Here is a 25642-nt window from a genome sequence, read left to right as displayed (position 1 = left end):
CGCGCGTCCAGACCACGCCCGCCGATAGCCGCATGGTGAAACCCGGCGAGCCGATCGATCTGACCAATTGCGACCGCGAGCCGATCCATATTCCCGGCAACATCCAGTCGCATGGCTGCCTGCTCGCCTGCGATGCGCGGGCCGGCATGGTGCTGCGCCATTCCGCCAACGCGCCGGATCTCCTCGGCCTTCACGGCGAGGTCAACGGCCAGCCGCTGGAGGCGCTGATCGGCTACGAGGCGACGCACACCCTGCGCAATGCCGTGGCGGCGCTGCGCGACGGCAGCCGGCCGGCGCTGCTGTCGGCGCTGAAGCTCGCCAACGGCGCTTACGACGTCGCCATCCATCTCAACAAGGCCACCGTCATTATCGAGTTCGAGCCGGCAACGGACGGGCAGCCGCTGCAGCTGGCGCGCACGCTGATCGGCCGCATCACCGATATCGCCGATGTCGATCAGCTCCTGCGCCAGTCGGCCCGCCTCATCCGCGGCATGCTCGGCTATGACCGCGTGATGATCTACGCCTTCGAGCAGGACGGCGCCGGCAAGGTGGTGACCGAAGCCAAGCGCGGCGATCTCGAAAGCTTCCTCGGCCAGTATTTTCCGGCCAGCGACATTCCCCAGCAGGCGCGGGCCCTCTACCTGCAGAACACCATCCGCATCATCGGCGACGCCAGCGGCACGCGCATTCCGCTGGTGCCGGAAATCGACGTCTCGGGCGAGGCGCTCGACATGTCGCTCGCGCATCTGCGCAGCGTCTCGCCGATCCATTGCGAATATCTGCGCAACATGGGCGTCGCTGCCTCCATGTCGATCTCCATCATCGTCGACGGCAAGCTCTGGGGGCTCATCGCCTGCCATCATTACCAGCCGCGCATCCTGCCCATGGCGCAGCGCGTGGCAGCCGAGATGTTCGGCGAGTTCTTCTCCCTCCATCTGCATGCGCTGAAGCAGAAGCAGAAGCTCGACACCGCCAACCGCGCCCGGTCCTCGCTCGATCGCTTCCTGCGCATGGCCTCGCACCATGCCGACATGGGCGAGCTGCTGCGCGACCATCTTTCGCATTTCACCTCGCTGATGGCCTGCGACGGCATCGGGCTGTGGATGAACGGGACATGGACGTCGTTCGGCTCGGCGCCGCCCGCCACCGCCGTGCCGGCCATCCTCCGGCTCATGGGGTCGGTCGCGGCCGGACAGGTCTGGGCGACGCACGCCATGGCGCAGCGCCTGCCGGAGGCCGAGACCTTCCGCGCGCAGGCTGCCGGCCTTCTGGCCGTGCCGCTGACGCAGCTGCATCGCGACTATCTGTTCTTCTTCCGCAAGGAATTCGAGCAGACCCTGAACTGGGGCGGCGATCCCAACAAATCCTACGAGAGCGGCCCCCTGGGCGAGCGCCTGACCCCGCGCAAGAGCTTCGCGATCTGGAAGGAGACCGTGCAGCTGCAGGCCCAGCCCTGGACCGAGGCCGATCGCGAGATCGCCGAGGTGACGCGCGCCGCCCTCGTGGAGATCGGCCTGCGCCATAGCGAGCTGATGGCCGAGGAGCGCAGCCGCGCCGACGTGCGCCAGCGCATGCTGAACGAGGAGCTGAACCACCGGGTCAAGAACATCCTCGCCCTGATCAAGTCGCTCGTCAGCCAGCCCGTCGGCGACGGCCGCAGCCTGACGGAATACGTCACCTCCCTGAAGGGCCGGATTCAGGCGCTCTCCTTTGCCCATGACCAGGTCGTGCGCGGCGATGGCGGCGGCATGCTGTCGGACCTGCTCGATGCGGAGCTGAGCCCCTATCGCAACACGGCCAACGTCATCCGCCTGTCGGGTCCGCCGGTGCTGCTCAACTCGCGGGCCTTCTCCGTCATGGCGCTGGTGTTGCACGAGCTTTCGACCAATGCTGCCAAATACGGCGCCCTGTCGCGGCCGGGCGGCGCCCTGTCGGTCAGCTGGCGCCTGACGCAGGGCGGCGATTGCGAGATCGCCTGGCGCGAAAGCGGCGGACCGGCGGTGCTGCCGCCGACGCGCAACGGCTTCGGCAGCGCGCTGATCGACCGCAGCGTTCCCTACGATCTCGACGGGCGCAGCGCCGTGACCTATGCCCCGGGCGGCGTGGAGGCGGACTTCGTGCTGCCGGCCAAGCATGTCTCGCTGTCCGAGCAGGGCGAGGACCGCAGCATCGCGGCCGGACCGGAGGCGACGACGGCGGGTGCCAACCTCGATCCGGAGCTGCGCGTGCTGCTCGTGGAAGACCAGATGCTGATCGCCATGGATGTCGAGGGCATGTTGTCCGACCACGGCATCCAGAAGGTGCTGACGGCGGCCTCGGCCGACGAGGCGCTGGCCAAGCTCGCCAGCTTCAAGCCGGATGTGGCGATTCTCGACGTCAATCTGGGCACCGGCACCTCCATCGAAGTCGCCGCCGAGCTGACGCGCCGGGAGATCCCGTTCATGTTTGCCACCGGCTACGGCAATCTGTCGCCCATTCCGAGCGGCTTTGCCGACGTGCCCGTGGTGCGCAAGCCCTATGAACGCGATGCGCTGGTGCACACGATGAGCACCTTGCTGAAATCCTGAGGCGCTGTTCAGCCCGGCGCAGGAATTGTCGGGTGCTGCATTCCTGTTCGGCGCAGCATGGTCTAGGGTCGCGCATCGATCATGCCGCAGCGGTGGTTTCATGCCTGTCTCCCAGTCCCCGTCCGAGACGTCGCCCGACAGCCTGTCCGGGACGCGTGTTCTCCTCATCATCTCCGGCGGCATCGCAGCCTATAAGAGCCTCGACCTGATCCGCCGGCTGAGGGAGCGCGGCGCGCGGGTCCGCCCGGTCATGACCGCGGGGGCCCAGGCCTTCGTCACGCCGCTGGCCGTCGGTGCGCTGGCGGCCGACAAGGTCTTCACCGAGCTTTTCTCCCGCGAGGACGAGCAGGATGTCGGGCATATCCGCCTGGCGCGGGACTGCGATCTCGTCCTCGTCGCGCCGGCGACCGCCAACATCATGGCCAAGATGGCGCAGGGCCTGACGGACGATCTCGCCTCCACCATCCTGCTGGCCACAGACCGGCCGGTGCTTCTGGCGCCGGCGATGAATCCGAAGATGTGGTCGCATCCCGCCACCCGCCGCAATCGCGAAACCCTCGCCGGCGACGGCATCGGCTTCGTCGGTCCCGGCCGCGGCGAAATGGCGGAAAGCGGCGAGCGCGGCGAGGGCCGCATGGCCGAGCCGCTCGAGATCGTCGCTGCCGTGGAAGCGCGGCTTTTCGCGTTCAAGCCCATCGGCCCGCTCTCCGGACGCCGCGCCATCGTCACCTCGGGCCCGACCCACGAGCCGATCGACCCGGTGCGCTACATCGCCAACCGCTCCTCCGGCCGGCAGGGCCACGCCATCGCGGCCGCGCTTGCGCGGCTGGGGGCAGAGGTCACGCTCGTCTCCGGCCCGGTCACGCTGGCCGATCCCAAGGGCGTCACGGTCGTGCGCGTGCAGACGGCGGTGGAGATGCGGGATGCGGTGCTCGCCGCCTTGCCCGCCGATATCGCCGTCATGGTCGCAGCGGTCGCCGACTGGCGGGTCGCCGATGTCGCCGGGGGCAAGATCAAGAAGGCGCCGGGCGAGGACCCGCCGCCGCTGCGGCTGACGGAAAATCCCGATATCCTGAAGACCGTCGGCCATCACGCGCAGCGTCCGCGCCTCGTCGTCGGCTTTGCCGCGGAGACGGACGATACGGTTGATAACGGCCGCTCGAAGCTCGCCCGCAAGGGGGCCGATTTCATCGTTGCCAACGACGTGTCCGCTGCCAGCGGCGTTGCGGGCGGCGTCATGGGGGGAACGCGCAACCGCGTGACCGTCATCGGTCGCGACAGCGAGGACAGCTGGCCGGAGCTTGACAAGGACGCGGTGGCCGAACGGCTCGCGGGCCTGATCGCCTCGAGGCTGGACTAGCGGAGCGCCCGCTTCGCCTCGATCTCCGGGTCGAGGTGGAAGATGCGCATGTCGATGCCGTTCTCGCCAAGCACCACGGCCGTTCCCTCGGGGATCTCCACCCAGGCATCGTCGTCGTCGTTGAGCGGTTCGGAGACGAGGCAGTATCCGCCCTGCGGTCCCATCGGCGCGGCGTAGAGCGTGGGCGCGAACCGGTCGGACGCATAGCGCACGGCGTAGAGGTTGATCCCGTCGGAAAAGGCAGCGGTGAAGCGCACGAGAACCGCATGCTTCATATGCGCCGCCAGCCGTTCCACGAAGGACAGCGTCTCCGCCATCGCGCCCAGCGGATCGCGGTCGAGGCCGAACTGCAGGGCCATCAGGAACAGCAGTTCGCTGTCGGTGGTGCCGGTGCGCGCGGTGTAGAGCGCGTCGTCCAGCATCGCCTCCATCGGCCGGCGCAGATGCTCGAAGCCGCCGATCTGGCCATTGTGCATGAACGACCAGCGGCCGTGGACGAAGGGGTGGCAATTGTCGCGGCGCGTGCCGCCGCCGGTCGCGGCCCGGACATGGGCGAGAAACAGCGGCGAGCGGATCTGGCGGGCGATGCTCTTCAGGTTGCAGTCCGACCAGGCCGGCAGGATGTCGCGGTAGCGGCCGGGCTCGGGGTGATCGCCATACCAGGCGATGCCGAAGCCGTCGCCGTTCGTGGCGGTCTTTGCCCGGGTGGCGCAGTGCGATTGCTCGATCAGCGAATGGGCCGGCGAGGAGACGAGGTCCTCCAGATAGATCGGCTCTCCGCGATAGGCTGCCCATCGGCACATGCTGCTGACACTCCTTGTCGGATATCGTTGCCGGATCGATCGGCAGTCGCGAATCGGACGTTTCGATCGTCTTAACCATAAGCCGTGCCGATCTTGGGACGAAAGATGGTAAAAATGCGTTAACGATCTCCTGTGCCCTTTGGGCGACAGTCGGGTTCTGGAACGAACGTTCTATCATTCTCGTCGCCGAGGCGTTACGATCGACCGAGATGACGAGCGCAGCGCGGGAGACGGGGATGACTGCATGATGCCGGATGCCGAGGCCGCGCCGACGATCGAGGACGAGAGCGACGCCGCCGCGACGCTGGCCGCCGTGCCGCAGGATTTCGATGCGCTGAAGGCGGTCATTCTGGAGCGCAAGGCGCAACTGCCCAAGCGCCTGCGCCAGGTGGCGGCCTATGCGCTCGATCAGCCCGACGAGATCGCCTTCGGCACGGCCGCAAGCATCGCAGCCGCTGCCGACGTGCAGCCCTCGACCCTCGTTCGCTTCGCCCAGCATTTCGGCTTCGAGGGCTTTTCGAGCCTCCAGCAGATCTTTCGGGCCCGGCTGCGCGAGCGCAATCCGGGCTATGAGGAGCGGCTGCGCGCCCTGGGCGACAACGGCCACAGCCGGCTGGAAAGCGGCGCGATCTTCAACGGCTTCGTCGCCGCCGCCCACCGGTCGCTCGACAATATCGCCGGTTCGGTCGATCCCGCCGCCTTCGAGCAGGCGGTCGATATCCTGGCGAAGGCCGAGACCATCTTCCTGATCGCCAAGCGCCGGTCCTACCCGATCTCCGGCTACATGGCCTATGCCTTCGGCAAGCTGAAGATCCGCTATCAGATGGTCGGCACGGCCGCCGGCATCGACGACGATATTCTGGCGCTGGCCGGGCGGCGCGATGCGGCCTTCGCCGTCAGCTTCTCGCCCTACACGTCCGAAAGCATCCATCAGGCCCGGCTTCTCGCAAACCGCAAGGTGCCGGTGGTCTCCCTGACCGACAGCGCGTTCTCGCCGCTGGTGGAGTCCTCGAGAGTCTGGTTCGAGATCGTCGAGGCCGATCATGCGGGCTTTCGCTCGCTGTCGGCCAGCATGGCCTTCGCCATGGCCCTGACGGTTGCCGTTGCCGAAAAACGGCAGCGTGGCCCGCTGGCGTCGAATGTGGCTGGCACAGAGATGGAATGAAAATTCCATATTGACGGAGCCGCGGAATTTATGTTTCATGGGGCTCCATTCGAAAACGAAAAAAGACGATACGCCGCACGTCGGGAGGACAGGAACGTTGACCGGGATCAGCCAGAGGGATGCGGCACGGCCGCTCGACATCATCACCATCGGTCGCGCCTCGGTCGATCTCTACGGCCAGCAGATCGGCACCCGGCTGGAAGACGTGGCAAGCTTTGCCAAGTCTGTCGGCGGCTGCCCGACCAATATCGCGGTCGGCACCGCCCGCCTCGGGCTGAAATCGGCGCTGCTCACCCGCGTCGGCAAGGAGCAGATGGGCCGCTTCATCGTGGAGCAGCTGACCCGCGAGGGCGTGGAAACGAAGGGCATCGTGACGGACCCCGAGCGTCTGACCGCCCTTGCGATTCTCGCCGTCGAGAACGACCACTCGTTTCCGCTGCTGTTCTACCGCGACAACTGTGCCGACAACGCGCTCTGCGAAGACGATATCGACGAGGCCTTCATCCGCTCGTCCCGTGCGATCCTCGTCTCGGGTACGCATTTCTCGCGGCCGAACACCGATGCCGCGCAGCGCAAGGCGATCCGCATCGCCAAGGCTGCCGGCGTCAAGATCGCCTTCGACATCGACTATCGCCCGAACCTCTGGGGTCTGGCCGGCCATGACGCCGGCGACAACCGATACATCGCCTCCGCCCATGTCTCGGCGCATCTGAAGACGGTGCTGGCCGATTGCGACCTGATCGTCGGCACGGAAGAGGAGGTGCTGATCGCGTCCGGCGAAAGCGATCTTCTCGCCGCGCTCAAGACCATTCGCGCGCAGTCCACCGCCACGATCGTGCTCAAGCGCGGCCCGATGGGCTGTATCGTCTATGACGGCGGGATTTCCGACGATCTGGAGGACGGCATCGTCGGAAAGGGCTTCCCGATCGAGGTCTACAATGTTCTGGGAGCGGGCGACGCCTTCATGTCCGGCTTTCTGCGCGGCTGGCTGGCGGGCGAGCCGCATGCGACGTCTGCGACCTGGGCCAATGCCTGCGGCGCCTTCGCCGTCTCGCGGCTGCTCTGTGCGCCGGAAATTCCGACCTGGACGGAGCTGCAGTTCTTCCTGGAGAACGGCAGCAAGGAGCACGCGCTGCGCAAGGACGCCGACATCAACCATGTGCACTGGGCGACCACCCGCCGCCGCGCGATCCCGAGCCTGATGGCGCTTGCCATCGACCACCGCAGCCAGCTGGAGGATATGGCCGGGGACGATGCCGGGAAGCTCGCGCGCATTCCCGCCTTCAAGGTCCTCGCCGTCAAGGCCGCGGCAAAGATCGCCGATGGCCGGCCCGGCTTCGGCATGCTGATCGACGACAAATACGGCCGCGACGCGCTGTACGCGGCCGGCGCGCTCAGGGATTTCTGGGTGGCAAAGCCGATCGAGCTGCCGGGCTCCCGCCCGCTGCAGTTCGAGTTCAGCCAGGATCTCGGCAGCCGCCTGATCGACTGGCCGGTCGATCACTGCATCAAGGTGCTGAGCTTCTATCACCCGGACGATCCGACTGACATGAAGGCGACCCAGATCGCCAAGCTGCGCTCGGCCTTCGAGGCGGCCCGCAAGGTCGGCCGCGAGATCCTGATCGAGATCATCGCCGGAAAGCACGGCCCGCTGGACGACACGACCATTCCCCGCGCGCTGAACGAACTTTACGACGCCGGGCTGAAGCCGGACTGGTGGAAGCTGGAGCCGCAGGCAAGCCGCAGCGCCTGGAGCGCCATCGACGACGTCATCGAGGCGCGCGATCCGCTCTGCCGCGGCGTGGTGCTGCTCGGCCTCGAAGCCTCCTACGAGGCGCTGAAGGACGGCTTTGCCGCCGCCCGCACCTCGCGCCAGGTCCGCGGCTTTGCCGTGGGGCGTACGATCTTCGTGGATGCGGCGCGCCGCTGGCTGGCCGGCGAGATCGACGACGCCGCGGCGATCGACGACATGGCACGGCGCTTCAAGCAGCTGGTCGACCTCTGGGTCGGCCTCGACAAGGACAAGGCGGCCTGACCGGTTTCGGCCGATACGGATGACGACAAGCACCGCCCGCAGGGGCGGCAAGGACAGGCAGGCGCAAAACCTGCGGCGTGAGGAGACCTTGAGATCATGAACCAGCAAGCCCCCATCGCATCGGGCGACATCGGCACCCGCCAGCCGGGAACGGTGCGGCTCACCATGGCGCAGGCCGTGGCGCGCTTTCTGACCAGGCAGATGACGGTGATCGACGGCGAGACCGTGCCGATCTTCGGCGGCGTCTTCGCGATCTTCGGTCACGGCAACGTCGCCGGCATGGGCGAGGCGCTGCACGGCATCAAGGACACGCTGCCGACCTACCGCGCCCAGAACGAGCAGGGCATGGCCAATGCGGCGATCGCTTTCGCCAAGGCGAGCTTCCGCCGCCGCTTCATGGCCTGCACGACCTCGATCGGCCCCGGTGCGCTGAACATGGTGACGTCGGCGGCACTCGCCCATGTCAACCGGCTGCCGGTGCTGCTTCTGCCCGGCGACGTCTTCGCCAATCGCCGGCCGGACCCGGTGCTGCAGCAGATCGAGGATTTCGGCGACGGCAGCATGACCGTCAACGACTGCTTCCGCCCGGTCTCGCGCTATTTCGACCGCATCACGCGGCCCGAGCAGATCATCCCGGCGCTGCGCCGCGCCATGCAGGTGCTGACCGACCCCGCCGAGTGCGGCCCGGTGACGCTGGCGCTCTGCCAGGATGTGCAGGCCGAGGCCTATGACTATCCCGAAAGCTTCTTTGCCGAGAAGGTCTGGCTGCCGAGGAAAGTCCGTCCCGACACGCAAGAGCGGCTGGCTGCCTCCACGGCCATTGCCCATGCGAAGACGCCGATCATCATCGCCGGCGGCGGCGTGCTCTATGGCGCGGCGAGTGCGGCGCTGGCCGCCTTCGCCGAAAAACACGGCATCCCCGTTGTCGAGACGCAGGCCGGCAAGTCCTCGCTGCCCGACAGCCACCCGCTCAACATGGGCTCCGTCGGCGTCACCGGCACATCGGCGGCCAATGCGCTCGCCGAAGAGGCCGACCTCGTGCTGGCCGTCGGCACCCGCCTGCAGGATTTCACCACCGGGTCCTGGGCGCTGTTCAAGAACGACGGCCTGAAGATCGTCGGTCTCAACGTGCAGGCCTTCGATGCTGCCAAGCATGAATCCCTGCCTCTCGTCTGCGACGCCGCCACCGGGCTTGCCGAACTCTCGGCAGCGCTCGGAGCCTACCACGCCGACAGCACCTGGGGAGACAAGGCCCGCACCCTGAAGGCCGACTGGCAGGCCGCCGCCGACACGGCGCTGGCCGCCACCAATGTGGCGCTTCCCTCCGATGCGCAGGTCATCGGCGCCGTCATGCGGGCTCGCAAGGGCGATACCACGCTGGTCTGCGCGGCCGGCGGTCTTCCGGGCGAGCTGCACAAGCTCTGGCGGGCGGAGAAGCCCGGCAGCTACCACATGGAGTACGGCTTCTCGACCATGGGCTACGAGATCGCCGGCGGCCTCGGCGTGAAGCTCGCAAAGCCCGACAGCGACGTCATCGTGATGGTCGGCGACGGCAGCTACATGATGCTGAACGCCGAGATCGCCTCCTCCATCATGCTCGGCGCCAAGATCACCATCGTGCTTCTCGACAATGCCGGCTATGGCTGCATCAACCGGCTGCAGATGGCGACCGGCGGGGCGAACTTCAACAATCTGCTGCGCGACACGCACCATGTCGAGCTGCCGGCGATCGATTTCGCCGCCCACGCCGCCGCCATGGGCGCGGTGACGCGCAAGGTCGCGTCGCTCGCCGAGCTGGAGACGGCGCTCGTGGAAACGGCGGACGAAGCGCGCACCACCGTCATCGTCATCGACACCGACCCGCTGATCACCACCGATGCCGGTGGCCACTGGTGGGATGTCGCGGTGCCCGAGGTGTCGGAGCGCGACGCCGTCGGCGCGGCGCGCCGGGCCTACGAGCGGGCGCTCGCCGCCCAGCGCGTCGGCTGATCCATCCCTCATCGTTCCACCCTCACAGAGACAAGATCATGATCCGCTACGGAACCAACCCGATCGCCTGGAGCAACGACGACGATCAGACGATCGGCGCCCATCTCTCGCTCGAAGACTGCCTGTCCGACTGCCAGACGATCGGCTTCGACGGCATCGAGAAGGGGCACAAGATGCCGAGCGATCCCGAGGCGCTGAAGGCGAAGCTTGCCGAATACGGCCTCGTCTTCGTCTCCGGCTGGCACTCGACCAATCTTCTCACCCATGACGTCGAGGCCGAGAAACACGCGATCCAGCCGCATCTCGATCTGCTGAAGGCCAATGGCTGCAAGGTCTGCATCGTCTGCGAGACGTCGAACGCCATCCATGGCGATGACGCGACCTCGCTGGTGGCCGACAAGCCGGTGCTGCCCGACGACCAATGGGAGAAATTTGGCGCCGACATCGAGGCGATCGCGCAATACTGCGCCGATCAGGGCATCGATCTCGTCTACCACCACCACATGGGCACGATCGTCCAGACCGGGCCCGAGATCGACCGGCTGATGGAAACGACGGGGCCGGCGACCAAGCTCTTGCTCGACACCGGTCACGCCTGGTTCGGCGGCTCGGACCCGGCGGAGCTCGCCAAAAAATACATGCACCGCGTCCGCCACATCCATGCCAAGAACGTCCGCCGCGACGTCCGGAGGGATGTAGAGGAGAACGGCCTCTCCTTCCTCGAAGGCGTGCGCCGCGGCGTCTTCACCGTGCCGGGCGATGCGGAGGGCGGCGTCGATTTCGTGCCCGTCCTGAAAATCGCCGCCGAACATGGCTATGACGGCTGGCTGGTGATCGAGGCGGAACAGGACAGCGCCATCCGCATTCCCCTCGAGTACCAGTCGCTCGGATTCAAGTCGCTCAAGGCCTTCGCGAAAGAGGCGGGGCTGGACCGGCGCTGATCCTGGCGATCAAGATGGCGCTGGCGATGGCCCCTCATCCGCCTGCCGGCACCTTCTCCCCGCTGAGCGGGGCGAAGGGACGTGGGGCGGATGTTTGCCCCCCGCTGAAAGGTCGAGCACGCCTCGTCCCCTCGTCCCGCAAGCGGGGAGAGGGGGAGGGCAGAGCCGGTCTCCACCGTCGTAACGATTTTCCTGCAAGCATAGGACATCACCATGCCGAACCTCCTCGTCAAGCCGCAGGGCACAAGCGGTCTCGTCCATGACATCACGCCGGAGAGCGCCGGCTGGACCTATGTCGGCTTCGCGCTGCACCGGCTCGCGCCCGGGGAAACCATGTCCGGTGAAACGGGCGCGCGGGAGGTCTGCCTCGTCCTCGTCGCCGGCAAGGCGCGGGTGACGGTGGATGGCGAGGATTTCGGCGAGCTGGGCGAGCGGATGACGCCGTTCGAGGGCGCGCCCTTTTCGGTCTACGTGCCGAAAGGCGCGTCCTACACGGTGACGGCGACGACCGATCTCGAACTTGGGCTCTGCTCGGCGCCGGGCGGCGAGGGGTTCACGGCGCAGGTCATCCGGCCGGACCGGCACACGCAGATGACGCGCGGCAAGGGCACCAACACCCGCTACGTCACCAACATCATGCCGGAGGATGACGGGGCGGCACAGTCGCTGCTGGTGGTCGAGGTCATCACGCCGGGCGGCCACACCTCGTCCTATCCGCCGCACAAGCACGACGAGGACAACCTGCCGGCCGAAAGCTTCCTCGAGGAGACCTATTATCACCGCCTCAACCCGTCGCAGGGCTTCGCCATGCAGCGCGTCTATACCGACGACCGCGCGCTGGACGAGACCATGGCGGTGGAGAACGGCGACGTCGTGCTGGTGCCGAAGGGATATCACCCGGTGGCCGCGATCCATGGCTACGATCTCTACTACCTCAACGTCATGGCCGGTCCCTCGCGGGCGTGGAAGTTCAACAATGCCAAGGAGCATGCCTGGCTCTTCACGGGCGTGTGACGCTGTCCCGGCATGTCGCGGCGACCCCGCGCGCGAAAACGCCGGAGGCTTGACGATCGTTTATCGGACGGGGCACCGAAAGCTGCCGCGAAGGATAATTTTGATATGACACCTTCCGGTGCCCCGTTCAGCCGTTTGAGCCCGCAACTGCAGTCCCTCTGCTCCTCGCCCCGGACCGGGCCCCTCTCCGGAGAGCGGGATCTGGACCAGCATGGCGAAGTCTGTGTGCCCCACAGGCACGTCCGGACGATTCACACCCGATGCACCGCATCGGGCCGCCACCCGGAGGGAGACCATTTTCTGCGGGCCCCGTGCGGCCGGGCTTGCGTCCATCCCCTGCCGCACGGAGCCGATCCCGCCTCGCCGGAACGCCTTCCGGTGTATCCGCGACGGAACGGGAGGATGATGACATGGACGCGGACGGGCGGGGATGGATACGGCCGAAATTTCCGGCAAGGCCTTGATGTGACAGGCAAGGGGTGCCGAAATTTTCCCCGTTTCCGGGACCTCGCAAGACGCGGTGCGCGCGGCCTGAGAGGGCCTGCGGGCCGCGCGGATTTGATTCGACAGCCGATTTCCCGTATGCCGTGCCCGTCCAACCGCCGGAACGGCTGCCGGATCCCTCCGGAACCTTTCCGCGTCTCCCCGAAACGGGAAAACTCTCTATCTCCTTGCCTTCACGCCAGTCCGAACGCAGACCGCTGCGCCCGCCGGCTGATATCTCCAAAGCCCGAAAGGATTTTCAAACCTTGTCTTCCCCTTCGCACCCCACGCTCGGCAAACCCTTTTCCGCCTTCCTGTTCGACATGGACGGCACTCTCCTGAATTCCATTGCGGCGGCCGAGCGGGTCTGGGGCAAGTGGGCGCTGGCGCACGGGCTGGACCTTGCGACCTTTCTGCCCTTCATGCACGGCAAGCGCGGCATCGACACGATCACGCAGCTGAACCTGCCCGGCGTCGATCCTGCAACCGAGGCGGCCTTTATCACGCAGGCGGAGATCGACGACGTCGAGGGCGTGAAGCCGATCCCCGGTGCACTCGAATTCCTGAAGACGCTGCCGGCCGATCGCTGGGCGATCGTCACCTCCTCGCCGCTGCCGCTGGCACGGGCCCGCCTTGCCAAGGCCGGCATCACCGCGCCGAAATTTCTCGTGACGGCGGAAGACGTGACGCAGGGCAAGCCGGCGCCGGATTGCTACCGGCTGGGCGCCGAGCGCGTCGGCTTCGATGCGGCCGACTGCCTCGTGTTCGAGGACGTTCCCGCCGGCGTCAAGGCCGGGGAGGCCGCCGGCGCGGACGTGGTCGTGGTGACGACGACGCATGAACATCCGATGGAAACGACGCATCTCACGATCCCGGGATACGAGCGACTTGCGGTTGAAATCGCAGCCGACGGACGTCTCATGCTGGTCGAAACGCCTGCCGCCTGAGCGCATGCGTCCCGCGTCAAGGGTTGCCGCGGCCACGCGGCGACCTAACTAGACGCTCATGCCAAACGACAGCCACACCCTTCCCGTGCCCGATCCGGGCGTCACCCTCGCGCAGGAAGAGCCGCTTCCCGGCGCGTCTGCCGACGTGTTCGGGCGCATTGCCGCGGCACCCGACGACTGGGCCCTGTTCCTCGATATCGACGGCACGCTGGTCGATCTGGCGGAAACGCCGGACGCGATCGTCGTGCCCCCGGACCTGCCGGCAACGCTCATGGCGCTTTCCAACCGTCTGGGCGGGGCGCTCGCGCTCGTCACGGGCCGGGCGCTGCATTATGCCGACGTGCTCTTCGATCCCGCGACCTTCCCCATTGCCGGCCTGCACGGCGCCGAACTGCGCGACCAGTCGGGCGCGATCACGCGGCCGGAGATCACGCCCGCCTTCGTGACGCTGAAGAGCGAGCTTGCAAAGACGATCAAGGACTGGGACGGCGTGCTGTTCGAGGACAAGGGGGCGGCCGTCGCGCTGCACTACCGGCAGGCGCCGGAACGCTGCGCCGATGTCGAGCAGATCATGCGGCGCGCCTCCGTCGCCATCGGCGGCGACTGGGGCCTGCAATTCGGCAAGATGGTGGTGGAGCTGCGTCCCTCGACGGCGAGCAAGGGTGCCGCCGTCATGACCTTTCTGTCGCAGGCGCCCTTCGAGGGGCGCAAGCCGCTCGCCATCGGCGACGACGTGACCGACGAGGCCATGTTCAAGATCGCCAATGCCGCCGGCGGACTGTCGTTGCGGGTCGGACCGCCCGGTTTCGAGACGCAGGCGCAGGCGACCATCGGCTCGGCGCAGGCGGTGCGCGACGCGCTGACCGCACTCGCCACCGCGGCCAGGCCGTGAGCGGCGTTGTGCCCCTGTCCGTCTGCCGGCAGACCGGCAGCCCGACATTTGAAAGGAAGAAGTCTTGAGTCGTCTCATCGTCGTGTCGAACCGCGTCCCCGTGCCGGAACATTCGGGCGATGCCCCGGCCGGCGGCCTCGCCGTCGCCCTGCAGGCCGCGCTCGAGGAGCATGGCGGCATCTGGATGGGCTGGTCCGGCAAGTCCAGCGGCACGCGCGAGCCTGCCGCGCTCGACCTCAAGGACCGCGGCAAGATCACCTATGCGCTGACCGACCTGACCGACAAGGATGTGGACGAATACTATTTCGGCTTCGCCAACCGCGTGCTCTGGCCGATCTGCCACTACCGGCTGGACCTTGCCGAATATGGCCGCAAGGAAATGGCCGGCTATTTCCGCGTGAACCGCTTTTTCGCCCATCGCCTGGCGCCGCTGCTGCAGCCGGACGACGTCATCTGGATCCATGACTATCACCTGATCCCGCTGGCGGCCGAGCTGCGCCAGATGGGCATCCAGAACCGGATCGGCTTCTTCCTCCACATTCCCTGGCCGCCCGCCGACGTGCTGTTCGCCATGCCGGTGCACGAGGAGATCATGCGCGGTCTGTCGCATTACGACCTGATCGGCTTCCAGACGGATCACGATCTGGAGAATTTCGCCGGCGGGCTGCGGCGCGAGGGCATCGGCAACGAGATCAAGCCCGGCCGCTACAGTGCGCATGGCCGCATCTTCAAGGGCGGCACCTACGGTATCGGCATCGAGACCAAGGCCTTCGCCAGCTTCGCGCGCAAGAGCGCCTCGCATGCGATGGTGCGCAAGGCGGCCGCGAGCATCGAGGGGCGGGATCTGATCATCGGGGTGGACCGGCTCGACTATTCCAAGGGCATCACCCAGCGCATCGACGCCTTCGAGCGCTTCATCGAGGCAAGCCCCGGCCAGCAGGGCAAGGTGACCTATCTGCAGGTCACGCCCAAATCCCGCTCCGAAGTGCCGGAATACGAGGCGATGCAGCGGACGGTGGCCGAACAGGCGGGGCGCGTCAACGGGGCGCTCGGCACGGTCGACTGGGTGCCGATCCGCTATATCAACCGCTCGATCTCGCGGCCGATCCTTGCCGGACTCTACCGCATGGCGAAGGTGGGCCTGGTGACGCCGCTGCGCGACGGCATGAACCTCGTCGCCAAGGAATATGTCGCCGCGCAGGACCCGGACGATCCGGGCGTCCTGGTTCTCTCACGCTTTGCCGGCGCGGCCCGCGAGCTCGACGGGGCGCTGCTCGTCAATCCCTACGACATCGAGGGCACGGCGAACGCGATCGCCCGCGCGCTGTCCATGCCGCTGCCCGAGCGGCAGGAGCGGTGGGGCAAGATGATGGATTATCTGAACGAGCACGACGTGGTGCGCTGGTGCGACGATTTCCTGAAGGATCTGGTGGCGTAAGGGAGACTCAACGTCGTCATGCTCGGGCTTGTCCCGAGCATCTGCTGCACGGGCCGCGCGCTGAAGGACCGTGGTGTTTGCGGGGACGACAGCAGATCCTCGGCACAAGGCCGAGGATGACGTTTCGCGAGGGAGGATGACGTTGCGGGGAGGAAAGATCACGCCGCCTTGGCGACGTGATATTCCTTGATCGCCACCATCTTGATCGCCTTCCAGCGATCGGCCTCGTAGTTCAGCGAGAAGCCGTCCTGCGCGAGGAACACCGGGTCGCCGTCGAGATCGCGGGCGATGTCGCCGCGGCGCGCGGTGATGAAGCGGTCGAGTTCGCCGGGCTCGTCGGAAGAGACCCAGCGGCAGATCGAGAAGCGGGCCATGTCGAACGAGACGGGCAGGCCGTATTCGCCCTGCAGCCGCTCCTTCAACACGTCGAGCTGCAGCGCGCCGACGACGCCGACGATGGCCGGCGAGCCGTCCTCGGGCGAAAACAGCTGCACGACGCCCTCCTCGGCCATCTGCTGCAGCGCTTCCTTCAGCTTCTTCGCCTTCATGGCATCCTCCAGCCGCACGCGGCGCAGGATCTCCGGCGAGAAGTTCGGCACGCCCTGGAAGACCAGCGGCTCGCCTTCCGTCAGCGTGTCGCCGATGCGCAGGGTTCCGTGGTTGGGGATGCCGACCACGTCGCCGGCGTATGCCGTATCGGCCAGCTGGCGCTGCGAGGCGAAGAAGAACTGCGGCGCGGTGAGGCCGAGCTGCTTGCCGGTGCGGGCGAGCCGCGCCTTCATGCCGCGTTCCAGCTTGCCCGAGCAGATGCGCGCGAAGGCGATGCGGTCGCGATGGTTCGGGTCCATATTGGCCTGGATCTTGAAGACGAAGGCCGTCATCTTGTCCTCGCTCGCATGCACGGTGCGGATATCGGCCACCTGGTCGCGCGGCGGCGGGGCCATGGCGCCCAGCGCATCGATGAGGTCGCGCACGCCGTAATTGCGCAGGGCCGAGCCGAAGAAGACCGGGGTCATGTGGCCTTCGAGGAAGGCCTGACGGTCGAACGGCCGGCAGGCCTCGATGGCAAGCTCGGTTTCCTCGATGAAGGCGGCGCGCTCGTTTTCCGGCAGCCGGTCGGCGACGGCCTGCGGGCCGTTGACCTTCAGCGCCTCGACCTGCGTATCGGCGCCGCGCACCGTGTTCTCGGCGAGATAATAGGAGCCGCAGAAGCTCTTCGACCGGCCGATGGGCCAGGTGATCGGCGCGGTGTCGAGCGCGAGCTTCTCCTCGACCTCGTCGAGGATCTCGAACGGGTCGCGGCTTTCCCGGTCCATCTTGTTGATGAAGGTGATGATCGGGATGTCGCGCATGCGGCAGACCTCGAACAGCTTCAGCGTCCGCGGCTCGATGCCCTTGGCGGCGTCGATCACCATCACGGCGGCGTCCACCGCCGTCAGCGTGCGATAGGTGTCGTCGGCGAAGTCCTCGTGGCCGGGCGTGTCGAGAATGTTGAAGACGTTGCCGCCATATTCGAAGGTCATCACCGAGGTGACGACCGAGATGCCGCGCTCGCGCTCGATCTTCATCCAGTCGGACCGCGTCTGGATGCGGTCCTTCTTCGCCTTGACCTCGCCGGCGAGCTGGATCGCGCCGCCGAACAGCAGCAGCTTTTCGGTCAGCGTCGTCTTGCCCGCGTCGGGGTGTGCGATGATCGCGAAGGTTCGGCGGCGGGAGACCGCATCGGCAAGCGTTTCAGCCATCGGGATTGTCCTGTTTTCTGGGGCTTATCTAGCGATATGGCGACCGATATGCAATTGACGCCGTTGACGCCGCCAACCGTCCGTCAAGGACACGCCTCGTGAAGGAGCCGATCATGCCGGATATCGCCCCGGACAGCGCCGATGTCATCCCCGTCCTCGCCCTCGTCCGCCTCCCGCATGGCAAGGGTCTGGCGCTGCCGGCCTACGAGACGGCGGGTGCCGCGGGCATGGACCTGCGCGCGGCGGTGCCGGAGGACGCGCCGCTGGTCATCGCGCCCGGCGAACGCGCGCTGGTGCCGACCGGCTTCGTCTTCGAGATTCCCGACGGGTTCGAGGGGCAGGTTCGCCCGCGCTCGGGCCTTGCCTTCCGGAACGGCGTCACCTGCCTCAACACGCCGGGCACGATCGACAGCGACTATCGCGGCGAGGTGAAGGTGCTCGTGATCAACCACGGGGCGCAGCCCTTCACTGTCACCCGCGACATGCGCATCGCCCAGATGGTGATCGCGCCGGTGACGCAGGCCCGCATCGTCGAGGCGAACGCCTTTTCGGAAACGGCGCGCGGTGCCGGCGGCTTCGGTTCGACCGGCGTCTGACGTCAAGGCGCGGCGTCGATTTGGTAAGTCATCACAAAATTGTGCGCTGCATCATCGGCAGGATCCGCTTGACTCGAAAACATACACTCGTGTTTGTATAGGCCACGACCTGCCCTGAATCCGTCTCCGGGCCACTGTCTGATTATCGTTTCCTCCGGCCGACGCCATGAGACCTCATGCGCGCGCCGGTCTTTTTCGTGGGACCTTCATATGCGGACCAATCGTCTGACGCTCGCCGCTCTCGTCATCAGCGCGGCTTTCTTGAGTGCCTGCCAGCAGGAAGAGAGCCAAGCGCAGGGGCAGCCGGAGCGGCCGCCCTCCGAGGTCGCGGTCGTCACGACGAAGACCGAGGAGCTGCCGATCACCAACGAGCTTCCGGGCCGGATCGCCGCGACCCGCACCGCGGAGGTTCGCCCGCGCGTGTCCGGCATCGTGGTCGAGCGCGTGTTCGAGCAGGGCACCACGGTGCAGCAGGGCGACGTGCTCTACCGCATCGATCCGAAGCCCTTCCAGGTGCAGGTGGACAGCGCCGAGGGCACGCTCGCCCGGGCGCGCGCCGCCCAGACGCAGGCCCGCAACACCGCCGACCGCCAGGAGCAGCTGCGCCGCTCGAACGTCGCGACGCAGCAGAACTTCGACGACGCCGTCGCGCTTCTGGCGCAGGCGGACGCGGACGTGGCGATCGCCGAGGCCGGCGTCGCCTCCGCCCGGCTGAACCTGCAATATACCAACGTCACCGCGCCGATCAGCGGCCGGATCGGCCGCGCGCTGATCACCGAAGGGGCGCTCGTCAGCCAGAGCGGCACCGAGAACCTCGCGACGATCCAGCAGCTCGACCCCGTCTATGCCGACTTCACCCAGACGGCGACCGACGTCATCCGCCTGCGCAAGGCGCTGCAGGACGGCCAGCTGATGACGGATGCCAACGAGGCGGCCGCCCAGCTGGTGCTGGACGACGGCACGCCCTATCCGGAAAAGGGCCGTCTGCTCTTCTCCGAAGCCGCGGTCGATGAAACCACCGGCCAGATCACGCTGCGCGGCGAGTTCGCCAATCCGAACGGCGATCTCCTGCCCGGCATGTATGTCCGCGGCCTCATCCAGCAGGGCATCGAGCGCAATGCGATCGCCGTGCCGCAGCAGGCCATCCAGCGCGACACCGCCGGCAAGGCGCTGGTCTACGTCGTCAACGGCGAGAGCAAGGTCGAGATCCGTCCCGTCACCACGAGCCGCGTGGTCGGCGACCGCTGGGTGATCTCGAACGGCCTGAAGGCGGACGAGAAGATCATCGTCGAGGGCTTCCAGAAGGTCGGCCCCGGCGCGCCGGTCAAGGCCGTGGACTGGAACCCGCAGCCGGCCAAGCCGGAAGGCGACGCGGCCCCCGCCGCCCCCACGAAGCCGGAAGGCGCGCCTGCGGGCAACGATCCGGCGGGCGCCCCCGCGGCCTCCGCCGACAAGCCTGCCGCGCCCGAAGGCGGCGCCAAGCCTGCACAAGCGGCACCTGCACAAGCGAAGTAAGGACGGTCCATGCCCAGTTTCTTTATCGACCGGCCCATTTTCGCCTGGGTCGTCGCCCTCTTCATCATGATCGCCGGGATCATCGCGATCCCCTTCCTGCCGATCGCGCAGTATCCGAGCGTCGCGCCGCCGCAGATCAGCATCTCCGCCACCTATCCCGGCGCGTCTTCCACCGAGACCTATCAGGGCGTGACGCAGCTGATCGAGAACGAGCTGAACGGCATCGACGGTCTCCAGTATTTCGAGTCCACGTCGAACGCCGCCGGCGCCGTCTCCATCAACGTCACCTTCGCACCGGGCACCGATCCGGGCGATGCGGCCGTGGACGTGCAGAACCGCGTGCGCCGCGTCGAGCCGCGCCTTCCGGATGCGGTGACGCAGCAGGGCATCCAGGTGGACGAAGCCGGCTCCGGCTTCCTCCTGATCATCTCGCTGACCTCCACCGACGGTTCCATGGACGCCATCGGTCTGGGCGACTATCTCAGCCGCAACGTGCTCAATGAAATCCAGCGCATCGAGGGCGTCGGCCAGGCGCAGCTGTTCTCCTCCGAGCGCTCCATGCGCGTCTGGATCGACCCCGACAAGATGGTGGGCCTCAACCTGACGGCCGGCGACGTGACCAGCGCCATCCAGGCGCAGAACGCCCAGATCGCCGCGGGCTCCATCGGCGCCCAGCCGAACCCGATCACCCAGCAGGTTTCCGCCCCGGTCCTCGTCAAGGGCCAGCTGTCCTCGCCGGAGGAGTTCGGCGCGATCGTGCTGCGCGCCAATCCCGACGGATCGGCCGTGCGCCTGCGCGACGTCGCGCGCATCGAGGTCGGCGGCCAGAGCTACGACACCTCGACACGCCTCAACGGCAAGCCGTCGGCGGCCATCGCCGTCCAGCTGACCCCGACCGGCAACGCGCTCAACACCGCGACGCTGATCGAGGCGCGGATGGAAGAACTGAAAGGGTACTTCCCCGCAGGCGTCGAATATTCCATTCCCTACAACACCGCGCCCTTCGTCGAGGTCTCGATCGAAAAGGTGCTGCACACGCTGCTCGAAGCCGTCGCGCTCGTCTTCCTCGTGATGTTCCTGTTCCTGCAGAACATCCGCTACACGCTGATCCCGACCATCGTCGTGCCGGTCGCACTGCTCGGCACCTGCGCCATCATCTATGCCGCGGGCTTCTCCATCAACGTGCTGACCATGTTCGCCATGGTGCTGGCGATCGGCATTCTCGTCGACGACGCCATCATCGTGGTCGAGAACGTCGAGCGCATCATGACGGAAGAGGGGCTGACGCCGAAGGAGGCGACGCGCAAGGCCATGGGCCAGATCACCGGCGCCGTCATCGGCATCACGCTGGTTCTCTCCGCCGTGTTCATTCCCATGGCCTTCTTCCCCGGCTCGGTCGGCGTCATCTACCAGCAGTTCTCGCTGACCATGGTGACCTCGATCCTGTTCTCCGCCTTCCTGGCGCTGTCGCTGACCCCGGCGCTCGCCGGCAGCTTCCTCAAGCAGATCCCCAAGGGCCAGCACCAGCAGAAGCGCGGCTTCTTCGGCATGTTCAACCGCGGCTTCGACAAGACCTCGCACGGCTATAGCGGCTGGGTCGGGTGGATGATCAAGCGGTCGGGCCGCTTCATGCTCGTCTATCTCGTGATCGTCGCCGCCATGGGCTACCTGTTCATGCGGCTTCCCTCGGCCTTCCTGCCGAACGAGGACCAGGGCTACATCATCGTCTCCATGCAGCTTCCCTCCGAAGCCACCGCCAACCGCACGACCGAGGTCATCCAGCAGGTGGAAGGCTTCTTCGGCAAGGAAGGCGCCGTCGATCGCATCATCGCCGTCAACGGCTTCTCCTTCTCGGGCTCCGGCCAGAATGCCGCCCTCGCCTTCATCACGCTGAAGGACTGGGCGGATCGCGGTGCCGACGATGCGGCCGCCTCGATCGCCATGCGCGCCTCCATCGCCTTCAGCCAGATCCGCGACGCGATCGCCTTTGCGCTGTCGCCGCCGCCGATCCAGGGTCTCGGCACCAGCAACGGCTTCGAATTCCGTCTTCAGGACCGGGCGGGACAGGGGGATACGGCGCTCGCCGCCGCCCGCGACCAGCTGCTCGGCCTTGCCGCACAGAGCCAGATCCTTGCCGGCGTCCGCGTCGACGGCCTGCCGGACGTCGCGCAGCTGAACCTGATCGTGGACCGCGAGAAGGCGAACACCTTCGGCGTCGCCTTTGCCGATATCAACGCCACGATCTCGACCAATCTCGGCTCCACCTACGTCAACGACTTCCCGAATTCGGGCCGTCTGCAGCGCGTGACCGTGCAGGCCGACGTGACCAAGCGCACCAAGCCCTCCGACCTGCTGACGCTCAACGTGCGCAACACCAATGGCGGCATGGTGCCCCTGTCCGCCTTCTCCTCCATCGAGTGGCAGATGGGCCCGGCCCAGACCGTCGGCTATAACGGCTACCCCTCCATCCGCATTTCGGGCCAGGCGACGCCCGGCCACTCCTCGGGCGAGGCGATTGCGGAAATGGAACGGCTGATGGGCCAGCTGCCCTCGGGCTTTGCCTATGAGTGGTCCGGCCAGTCGCGCGAGGAAATCCAGTCGGGCTCGCAGGCCCCGCTGCTCATCGGGCTCTCCTGCCTGCTGATCTTCCTGTGCCTTGCCGCCCTTTACGAAAGCTGGTCGATCCCGATCTCCGTCATGCTCGTCGTTCCCCTCGGCATCATCGGCGCGGTCATCGCCATCACGCTGCGCGACCTCTCCAACGACGTCTACTTCAAGGTGGGCCTGATCACGATCATGGGCCTGTCGGCCAAGAACGCGATCCTGATCATCGAGTTCGCCAAGGAGCAGATGGAGGCGGGCAAGTCGCTGATGGATGCGACGATCGAGGCGGCGCATCTGCGCTTCCGCCCGATCCTCATGACCTCGCTCGCCTTCACGCTCGGCGTCGTGCCGCTCGCCATTGCCAGTGGTGCTTCGGCCGCCAGCCAGAACGCGATCGGCACCGGGGTTCTCGGCGGCATGATCTCGGCGACGATCCTCGCGGTGTTCTTCGTGCCCGTCTTCTTCGTCTTCGTGATGAAGATCTTCCAGCGCGGCAAGACGAACGATCACGCCCCGGCGACCCCGTCTCAGGCGACCCCTTCTCCGGCCTCGGGGCACGCCGGCGGCACCACGCCGGCCGAATGATTTCGGTTCCGGCCCGCCCTCGGGCGGGCCGGCGCCCTGTGAAAGCCCCTCGTGAAAGCCTTTGGGAGGTTCGACAAGACACCATGCGGCGGACGAAGGCGAAAGCGGAGGAAACGCGCAACCGCATCCTGACGGCGGCGGAGCACGTCTTCTTCGAAAAGGGCGTCTCCAACGCGACCCTCGAGGATGTCGCGTCGGTCGCGGGCGTGACCCGCGGCGCGATCTACTGGCACTTCCAGAACAAGGCCGATATCTTTCTCGAACTCTACAAAGCGGTGCCGCTGCCCGACGAGGAGCTGCTGCGCGACGAGATCGAGAATGTCGGCATCGATATCCTCGCCCATATCGAGGCGGTGGCCGGCGACTGGCTCGACGTCATGGCCTGCGACGAGCAGCGCCAGCGCATCCTCACCATCCTGCTGCGCTGCGACTATACGAGCGACCTCGCCCCGGTGCTCGGGCGCCAGCAGGAAATCGACGACGAGCACACCCGGTTTCTCGAAGACGCCTTCGGCAAGGCCGCCTCCCGCGGCGCCCTCAGCGGCGCCTGGACGCCCTCCAGCGCCGCCCGGGCGATGCGCTGGATGATCAAGGGCCTCTGCAGCGAATGGCTCCTCTTCGGCCGCCGCTTCGACCTCGCCGGCGAAGGCCGCCAAGGCCTCGCCCGCCTCTTCGGCTGCTTCCGCCGGGAGGACGCGCAGGCGGTCTGAGCAGGTGCAGGGACGTGCGGGGGGCGGGCTTGCGTCCGGGAATTTCGGTTTGGAGCGGCCCTTTCGGGAAAGAGTGCGGTGCGGTTAGGTGGAGAGCTTGATCGAGATCTCGGGATCGAAATCGACCCGCGCCGCCTTGCCGTCAGGGGTCTTCAGGATAAGCTCGACACCACCTCCGATGGAATGCGTGTAGCGCATAACGGAGGAAACGAGAATATCGTCAGCGTTCTCGATCTTCGAGACGGTATTCTGCGTCATGGCGGCGCGCGTGGCGACGTCCCGCTGTGTTGCGTTCATTGCCTTTCGCACCTCAGTCAGAGCCTTGCCCAAGCGCCGCGCACCGCGCTTCTCGTCGAGGCGCGAACGAACGTCTTCCGGGAGATCGGCACGGAGCGTCTTCCAGTCATTGCGCATCGTTTTTCTCCTTCCGCCAGGAATCGAAACGGGGGGCGGTCCATATATTTAAAGATATAAATCCAGTTTGAGCTGAAAAGCGAAATCTTGACGAACCATGCTGGTTCAACAATCATCATGGTGAACCAATGAAAGGTTAAACCATGACTGCGTTCACTGTACGCGTGCCGGACGAGACGGCTGCAAGGCTTGACCAACTGGCCGAAAAGCTTGACCGCTCCCGCTCTTACGTGGCCGCGCAGGCGATCGAGGACTTTATCGCCCGTGAGGAGTGGCAGCTTGCCGAAATCGAGGCTGGATTGACAGAAGCTGATCGTGGTGACTTCGCCAGTGCCGACGATGTGGCGAACGTCGTCGGGAAATATGTCAAATCTGCCCGCCCATCATGAGCAGAAGAACGCTTCGTTGGACACAACGGGCATTGCGTCGGCTCGATGACATCGGGGCGTATATCGAAAAAGATGATCCGCTTGCCGCCGCCCGCGTCGTCTCTCGCATCACCTCTGCGGCTGAAGCCCTGACGGAGCAGCCTGCCATGGGGCGTGTAGGACGCATCAAAGGGACGCGAGAACTCGTGCTTCCTGATATCTCGTATATTCTTCCGTATCGGGTTGGGGGCAACGGAATTGAGATATTGACCGTGCTCCACACGGCCCAGAAGTGGCCGCAGGCGTTTTAGGAGCAGACGCCGTCAGACCTGAGATGGTTACATCACGAACGCTTCAACATCTTTCCAAATGGTTCTAGTACCCAACGCTGTCACGACGTCGGCCTGCGACGCATCGGCGGCGGACAAGAAGGCCTGTGATCCCGATATGCTGCCTCAGTGGTCTCCCCTCCGTGACAGCCCTCAAGCCGAGGTCGCCTTGAACTTCCCCATCAGATAGGGCCCGGACCGAACCGGCGCATAGCGGGGAGTCTCGCCGTGTCGGAGCGTTGCGTCGAGCACGGTGATTTCGGCGTCCCAGTTCGGCTGATGAAAGAAGGCAAGCGACTGGCGGCGGTCGAGCCCGCCGTCTTCCGGCGGCGGATTGACGACGCGGTGCAGGGTGGACACCCAGCGATCGTTGGTCCAACGCGCCATGAGGTCGCCGATATTGATGACGAAGGCGCCTGAAATCGGCGGGACGCCGGTCCATGTGCCGTCGGGCGAGAGGATCTCCAGCCCGCGCGAGCCTGCCTGCGGCAGCAGGATCGTCAGGCTGCCATAATCGGTATGGGCGCCGGCGCGAAGCTGACCGGGCTTGGGCGCGACATGCTGCTGCGGGTAGTTCAGCGCCCGCAGCGCGCTGATCGGCGCGGTGATGAAGCGATCGAAATAGGTCTCCGGCAGATCAAGCGCCACCGCAAAGAGCCGCATGATCCGGGCCGCGAGATCTTCCATCGCACGGTAATAGGCTTGCCAGGCTGCGACGAAACCGTCCGGCACGTCCGGCCAGATGGTGTCGGCATAGCAGAAGGCGAGCGCCTCGGGATCGGTGATCGATGGGGGACGCGCAAGAGGTCCGCCATTGAAGCTCTCCTTCAGGTCCGGCGGACTGTCGACGTCGCGGGATTTGGCGAGCGCTTCCAGTTCCGGCCCGAGATAGCCGTATGGGTAACCCTTGTAGGGCGCCCGTGCGGCCTGTTTTGCCTCCGGCTGCAGATCGAAGAACGTTCGGGCCTTCTCCCAGACATCGTCGATGACGGCCTGAGAGACGCCATGTCCGCGGATCGCGAGGAAGCCGGTTTCGCGGCAGATCGCATCCACCTCGCGTCCCAGCCGCTGTTTCTCGTCTGGCTCCGCTCGCTCGAAGCGGCTGAGATCGAAGACGGGGAAAGCGGGCAGGGACATGGCAGCTC

General features: G+C 66.5%; 20 protein-coding genes. 16 read left to right on the top strand and 4 right to left on the bottom strand.

Annotated elements, in window-relative coordinates:
- The first annotated feature begins 32 nt into the window (after window positions 1-32).
- On the top strand, window positions 33-2567 hold the full coding sequence (locus LRX75_RS14115) for an HWE histidine kinase domain-containing protein (protein ID WP_231815474.1): 2535 nt from the start codon (window positions 33-35) through the stop codon (window positions 2565-2567).
- A gap of 100 nt (window positions 2568-2667) precedes the next feature.
- Window positions 2668-3927 (top strand): bifunctional phosphopantothenoylcysteine decarboxylase/phosphopantothenate--cysteine ligase CoaBC, encoded by a 1260-nt coding sequence (gene coaBC / locus LRX75_RS14110; RefSeq protein WP_231815357.1) that lies wholly within the window; start codon window positions 2668-2670, stop codon window positions 3925-3927.
- Here coaBC and LRX75_RS14105 read toward each other — a convergent pair.
- Entirely contained in the window at window positions 3924-4730 is an 807-nt protein-coding gene (locus tag LRX75_RS14105) for a class II glutamine amidotransferase (RefSeq protein ID WP_231815356.1), read from the bottom strand. The genes coaBC and LRX75_RS14105 overlap by 4 nt on opposite strands.
- A 247-nt stretch (window positions 4731-4977) precedes the next feature.
- Here LRX75_RS14105 and LRX75_RS14100 point away from each other — a divergent pair, with 247 nt between their 5' ends.
- The 8 genes from LRX75_RS14100 (at window position 4978) to otsA (ending at window position 15634) form a co-directional block, all read left to right on the top strand.
- Window positions 4978-5895: a MurR/RpiR family transcriptional regulator gene (locus LRX75_RS14100; RefSeq protein ID WP_113149707.1), complete on the top strand. Its 918-nt coding sequence runs from the start codon at window positions 4978-4980 to the stop codon at window positions 5893-5895.
- A gap of 106 nt (window positions 5896-6001) precedes the next feature.
- Window positions 6002-7930 (top strand): bifunctional 5-dehydro-2-deoxygluconokinase/5-dehydro-2-deoxyphosphogluconate aldolase, encoded by a 1929-nt coding sequence (locus LRX75_RS14095; RefSeq protein WP_231815472.1) that lies wholly within the window; start codon window positions 6002-6004, stop codon window positions 7928-7930.
- A 96-nt stretch (window positions 7931-8026) separates the two neighbouring features.
- Window positions 8027-9919: a 3D-(3,5/4)-trihydroxycyclohexane-1,2-dione acylhydrolase (decyclizing) gene (gene iolD / locus LRX75_RS14090; protein ID WP_231815354.1), complete on the top strand. Its 1893-nt coding sequence runs from the start codon at window positions 8027-8029 to the stop codon at window positions 9917-9919.
- A 38-nt stretch (window positions 9920-9957) separates the two neighbouring features.
- Window positions 9958-10860 (top strand): myo-inosose-2 dehydratase, encoded by a 903-nt coding sequence (gene iolE / locus LRX75_RS14085; RefSeq protein ID WP_231815352.1) that lies wholly within the window; start codon window positions 9958-9960, stop codon window positions 10858-10860.
- A gap of 213 nt (window positions 10861-11073) precedes the next feature.
- Window positions 11074-11874, top strand: a complete 801-nt coding sequence (iolB, locus tag LRX75_RS14080) for a 5-deoxy-glucuronate isomerase (protein ID WP_231815350.1) — start codon at window positions 11074-11076, stop codon at window positions 11872-11874.
- Between the two features lie 749 nt (window positions 11875-12623).
- A complete protein-coding gene (locus LRX75_RS14075; RefSeq protein ID WP_338110319.1) occupies window positions 12624-13304 on the top strand; it encodes an HAD family hydrolase in 681 nt (226 codons plus the stop codon).
- 58 nt (window positions 13305-13362) lie between these two features.
- Window positions 13363-14196 carry a trehalose-phosphatase gene (gene otsB / locus LRX75_RS14070; RefSeq protein WP_231815348.1) on the top strand — a complete coding sequence of 278 codons (834 nt, stop codon included), beginning with the start codon at window positions 13363-13365 and terminating at the stop codon, window positions 14194-14196.
- 64 nt (window positions 14197-14260) lie between these two features.
- Window positions 14261-15634 carry an alpha,alpha-trehalose-phosphate synthase (UDP-forming) gene (gene otsA / locus LRX75_RS14065; protein ID WP_231815347.1) on the top strand — a complete coding sequence of 458 codons (1374 nt, stop codon included), beginning with the start codon at window positions 14261-14263 and terminating at the stop codon, window positions 15632-15634.
- A 158-nt stretch (window positions 15635-15792) separates the two neighbouring features.
- On the opposite strand, the gene LRX75_RS14060 is transcribed toward otsA, so the two are convergent.
- Entirely contained in the window at window positions 15793-17376 is a 1584-nt protein-coding gene (locus LRX75_RS14060; RefSeq protein WP_231815346.1) for a peptide chain release factor 3, read from the bottom strand.
- A 113-nt stretch (window positions 17377-17489) separates the two neighbouring features.
- Between LRX75_RS14060 and dut the strand changes: the two genes are divergently transcribed.
- From dut to LRX75_RS14040, 4 genes are all read left to right on the top strand, one after another.
- Entirely contained in the window at window positions 17490-17972 is a 483-nt protein-coding gene (dut, locus tag LRX75_RS14055; protein ID WP_231815344.1) for a dUTP diphosphatase, read from the top strand.
- A 210-nt stretch (window positions 17973-18182) separates the two neighbouring features.
- Entirely contained in the window at window positions 18183-19487 is a 1305-nt protein-coding gene (locus tag LRX75_RS14050; RefSeq protein ID WP_231815343.1) for an efflux RND transporter periplasmic adaptor subunit, read from the top strand.
- Window positions 19488-19496: 9 nt separating this feature from the next.
- Window positions 19497-22676, top strand: coding sequence for an efflux RND transporter permease subunit (locus LRX75_RS14045; protein WP_231815342.1), 3180 nt, complete (start codon window positions 19497-19499; stop codon window positions 22674-22676).
- 83 nt (window positions 22677-22759) lie between these two features.
- Window positions 22760-23386 (top strand): TetR family transcriptional regulator, encoded by a 627-nt coding sequence (locus tag LRX75_RS14040; RefSeq protein WP_231815341.1) that lies wholly within the window; start codon window positions 22760-22762, stop codon window positions 23384-23386.
- Between the two features lie 84 nt (window positions 23387-23470).
- Here LRX75_RS14040 and LRX75_RS14035 read toward each other — a convergent pair whose 3' ends face one another.
- Window positions 23471-23800 (bottom strand): helix-turn-helix domain-containing protein, encoded by a 330-nt coding sequence (locus LRX75_RS14035; protein WP_231815340.1) that lies wholly within the window; start codon window positions 23798-23800, stop codon window positions 23471-23473.
- Between the two features lie 143 nt (window positions 23801-23943).
- Here LRX75_RS14035 and LRX75_RS14030 point away from each other — a divergent pair, with 143 nt between their 5' ends.
- Both LRX75_RS14030 and LRX75_RS14025 read left to right on the top strand, forming a co-directional pair.
- Window positions 23944-24189 carry a CopG family ribbon-helix-helix protein gene (locus LRX75_RS14030; RefSeq protein ID WP_231815339.1) on the top strand — a complete coding sequence of 82 codons (246 nt, stop codon included), beginning with the start codon at window positions 23944-23946 and terminating at the stop codon, window positions 24187-24189.
- On the top strand, window positions 24186-24479 hold the full coding sequence (locus LRX75_RS14025; RefSeq protein ID WP_231815337.1) for a type II toxin-antitoxin system RelE/ParE family toxin: 294 nt from the start codon (window positions 24186-24188) through the stop codon (window positions 24477-24479). The genes LRX75_RS14030 and LRX75_RS14025 overlap by 4 nt, the downstream gene beginning before the upstream one ends.
- Before the next feature lie 171 nt (window positions 24480-24650).
- On the opposite strand, the gene LRX75_RS14020 is transcribed toward LRX75_RS14025, so the two are convergent.
- The gene (locus LRX75_RS14020; RefSeq protein ID WP_231815336.1) at window positions 24651-25634 is read right to left on the bottom strand and encodes an isopenicillin N synthase family dioxygenase; all 984 of its coding nucleotides are present in this window, start codon (window positions 25632-25634) and stop codon (window positions 24651-24653) included.
- Between the last annotated feature and the right edge of the window lie 8 nt (window positions 25635-25642).

The sequence above is a fragment of the Rhizobium quercicola genome (assembly GCF_021168455.1).
GTDB classification, from domain to species: domain Bacteria; phylum Pseudomonadota; class Alphaproteobacteria; order Rhizobiales; family Rhizobiaceae; genus Ferranicluibacter; species Ferranicluibacter quercicola.
This window is presented reverse-complemented; position numbering and strand designations above follow the sequence as displayed.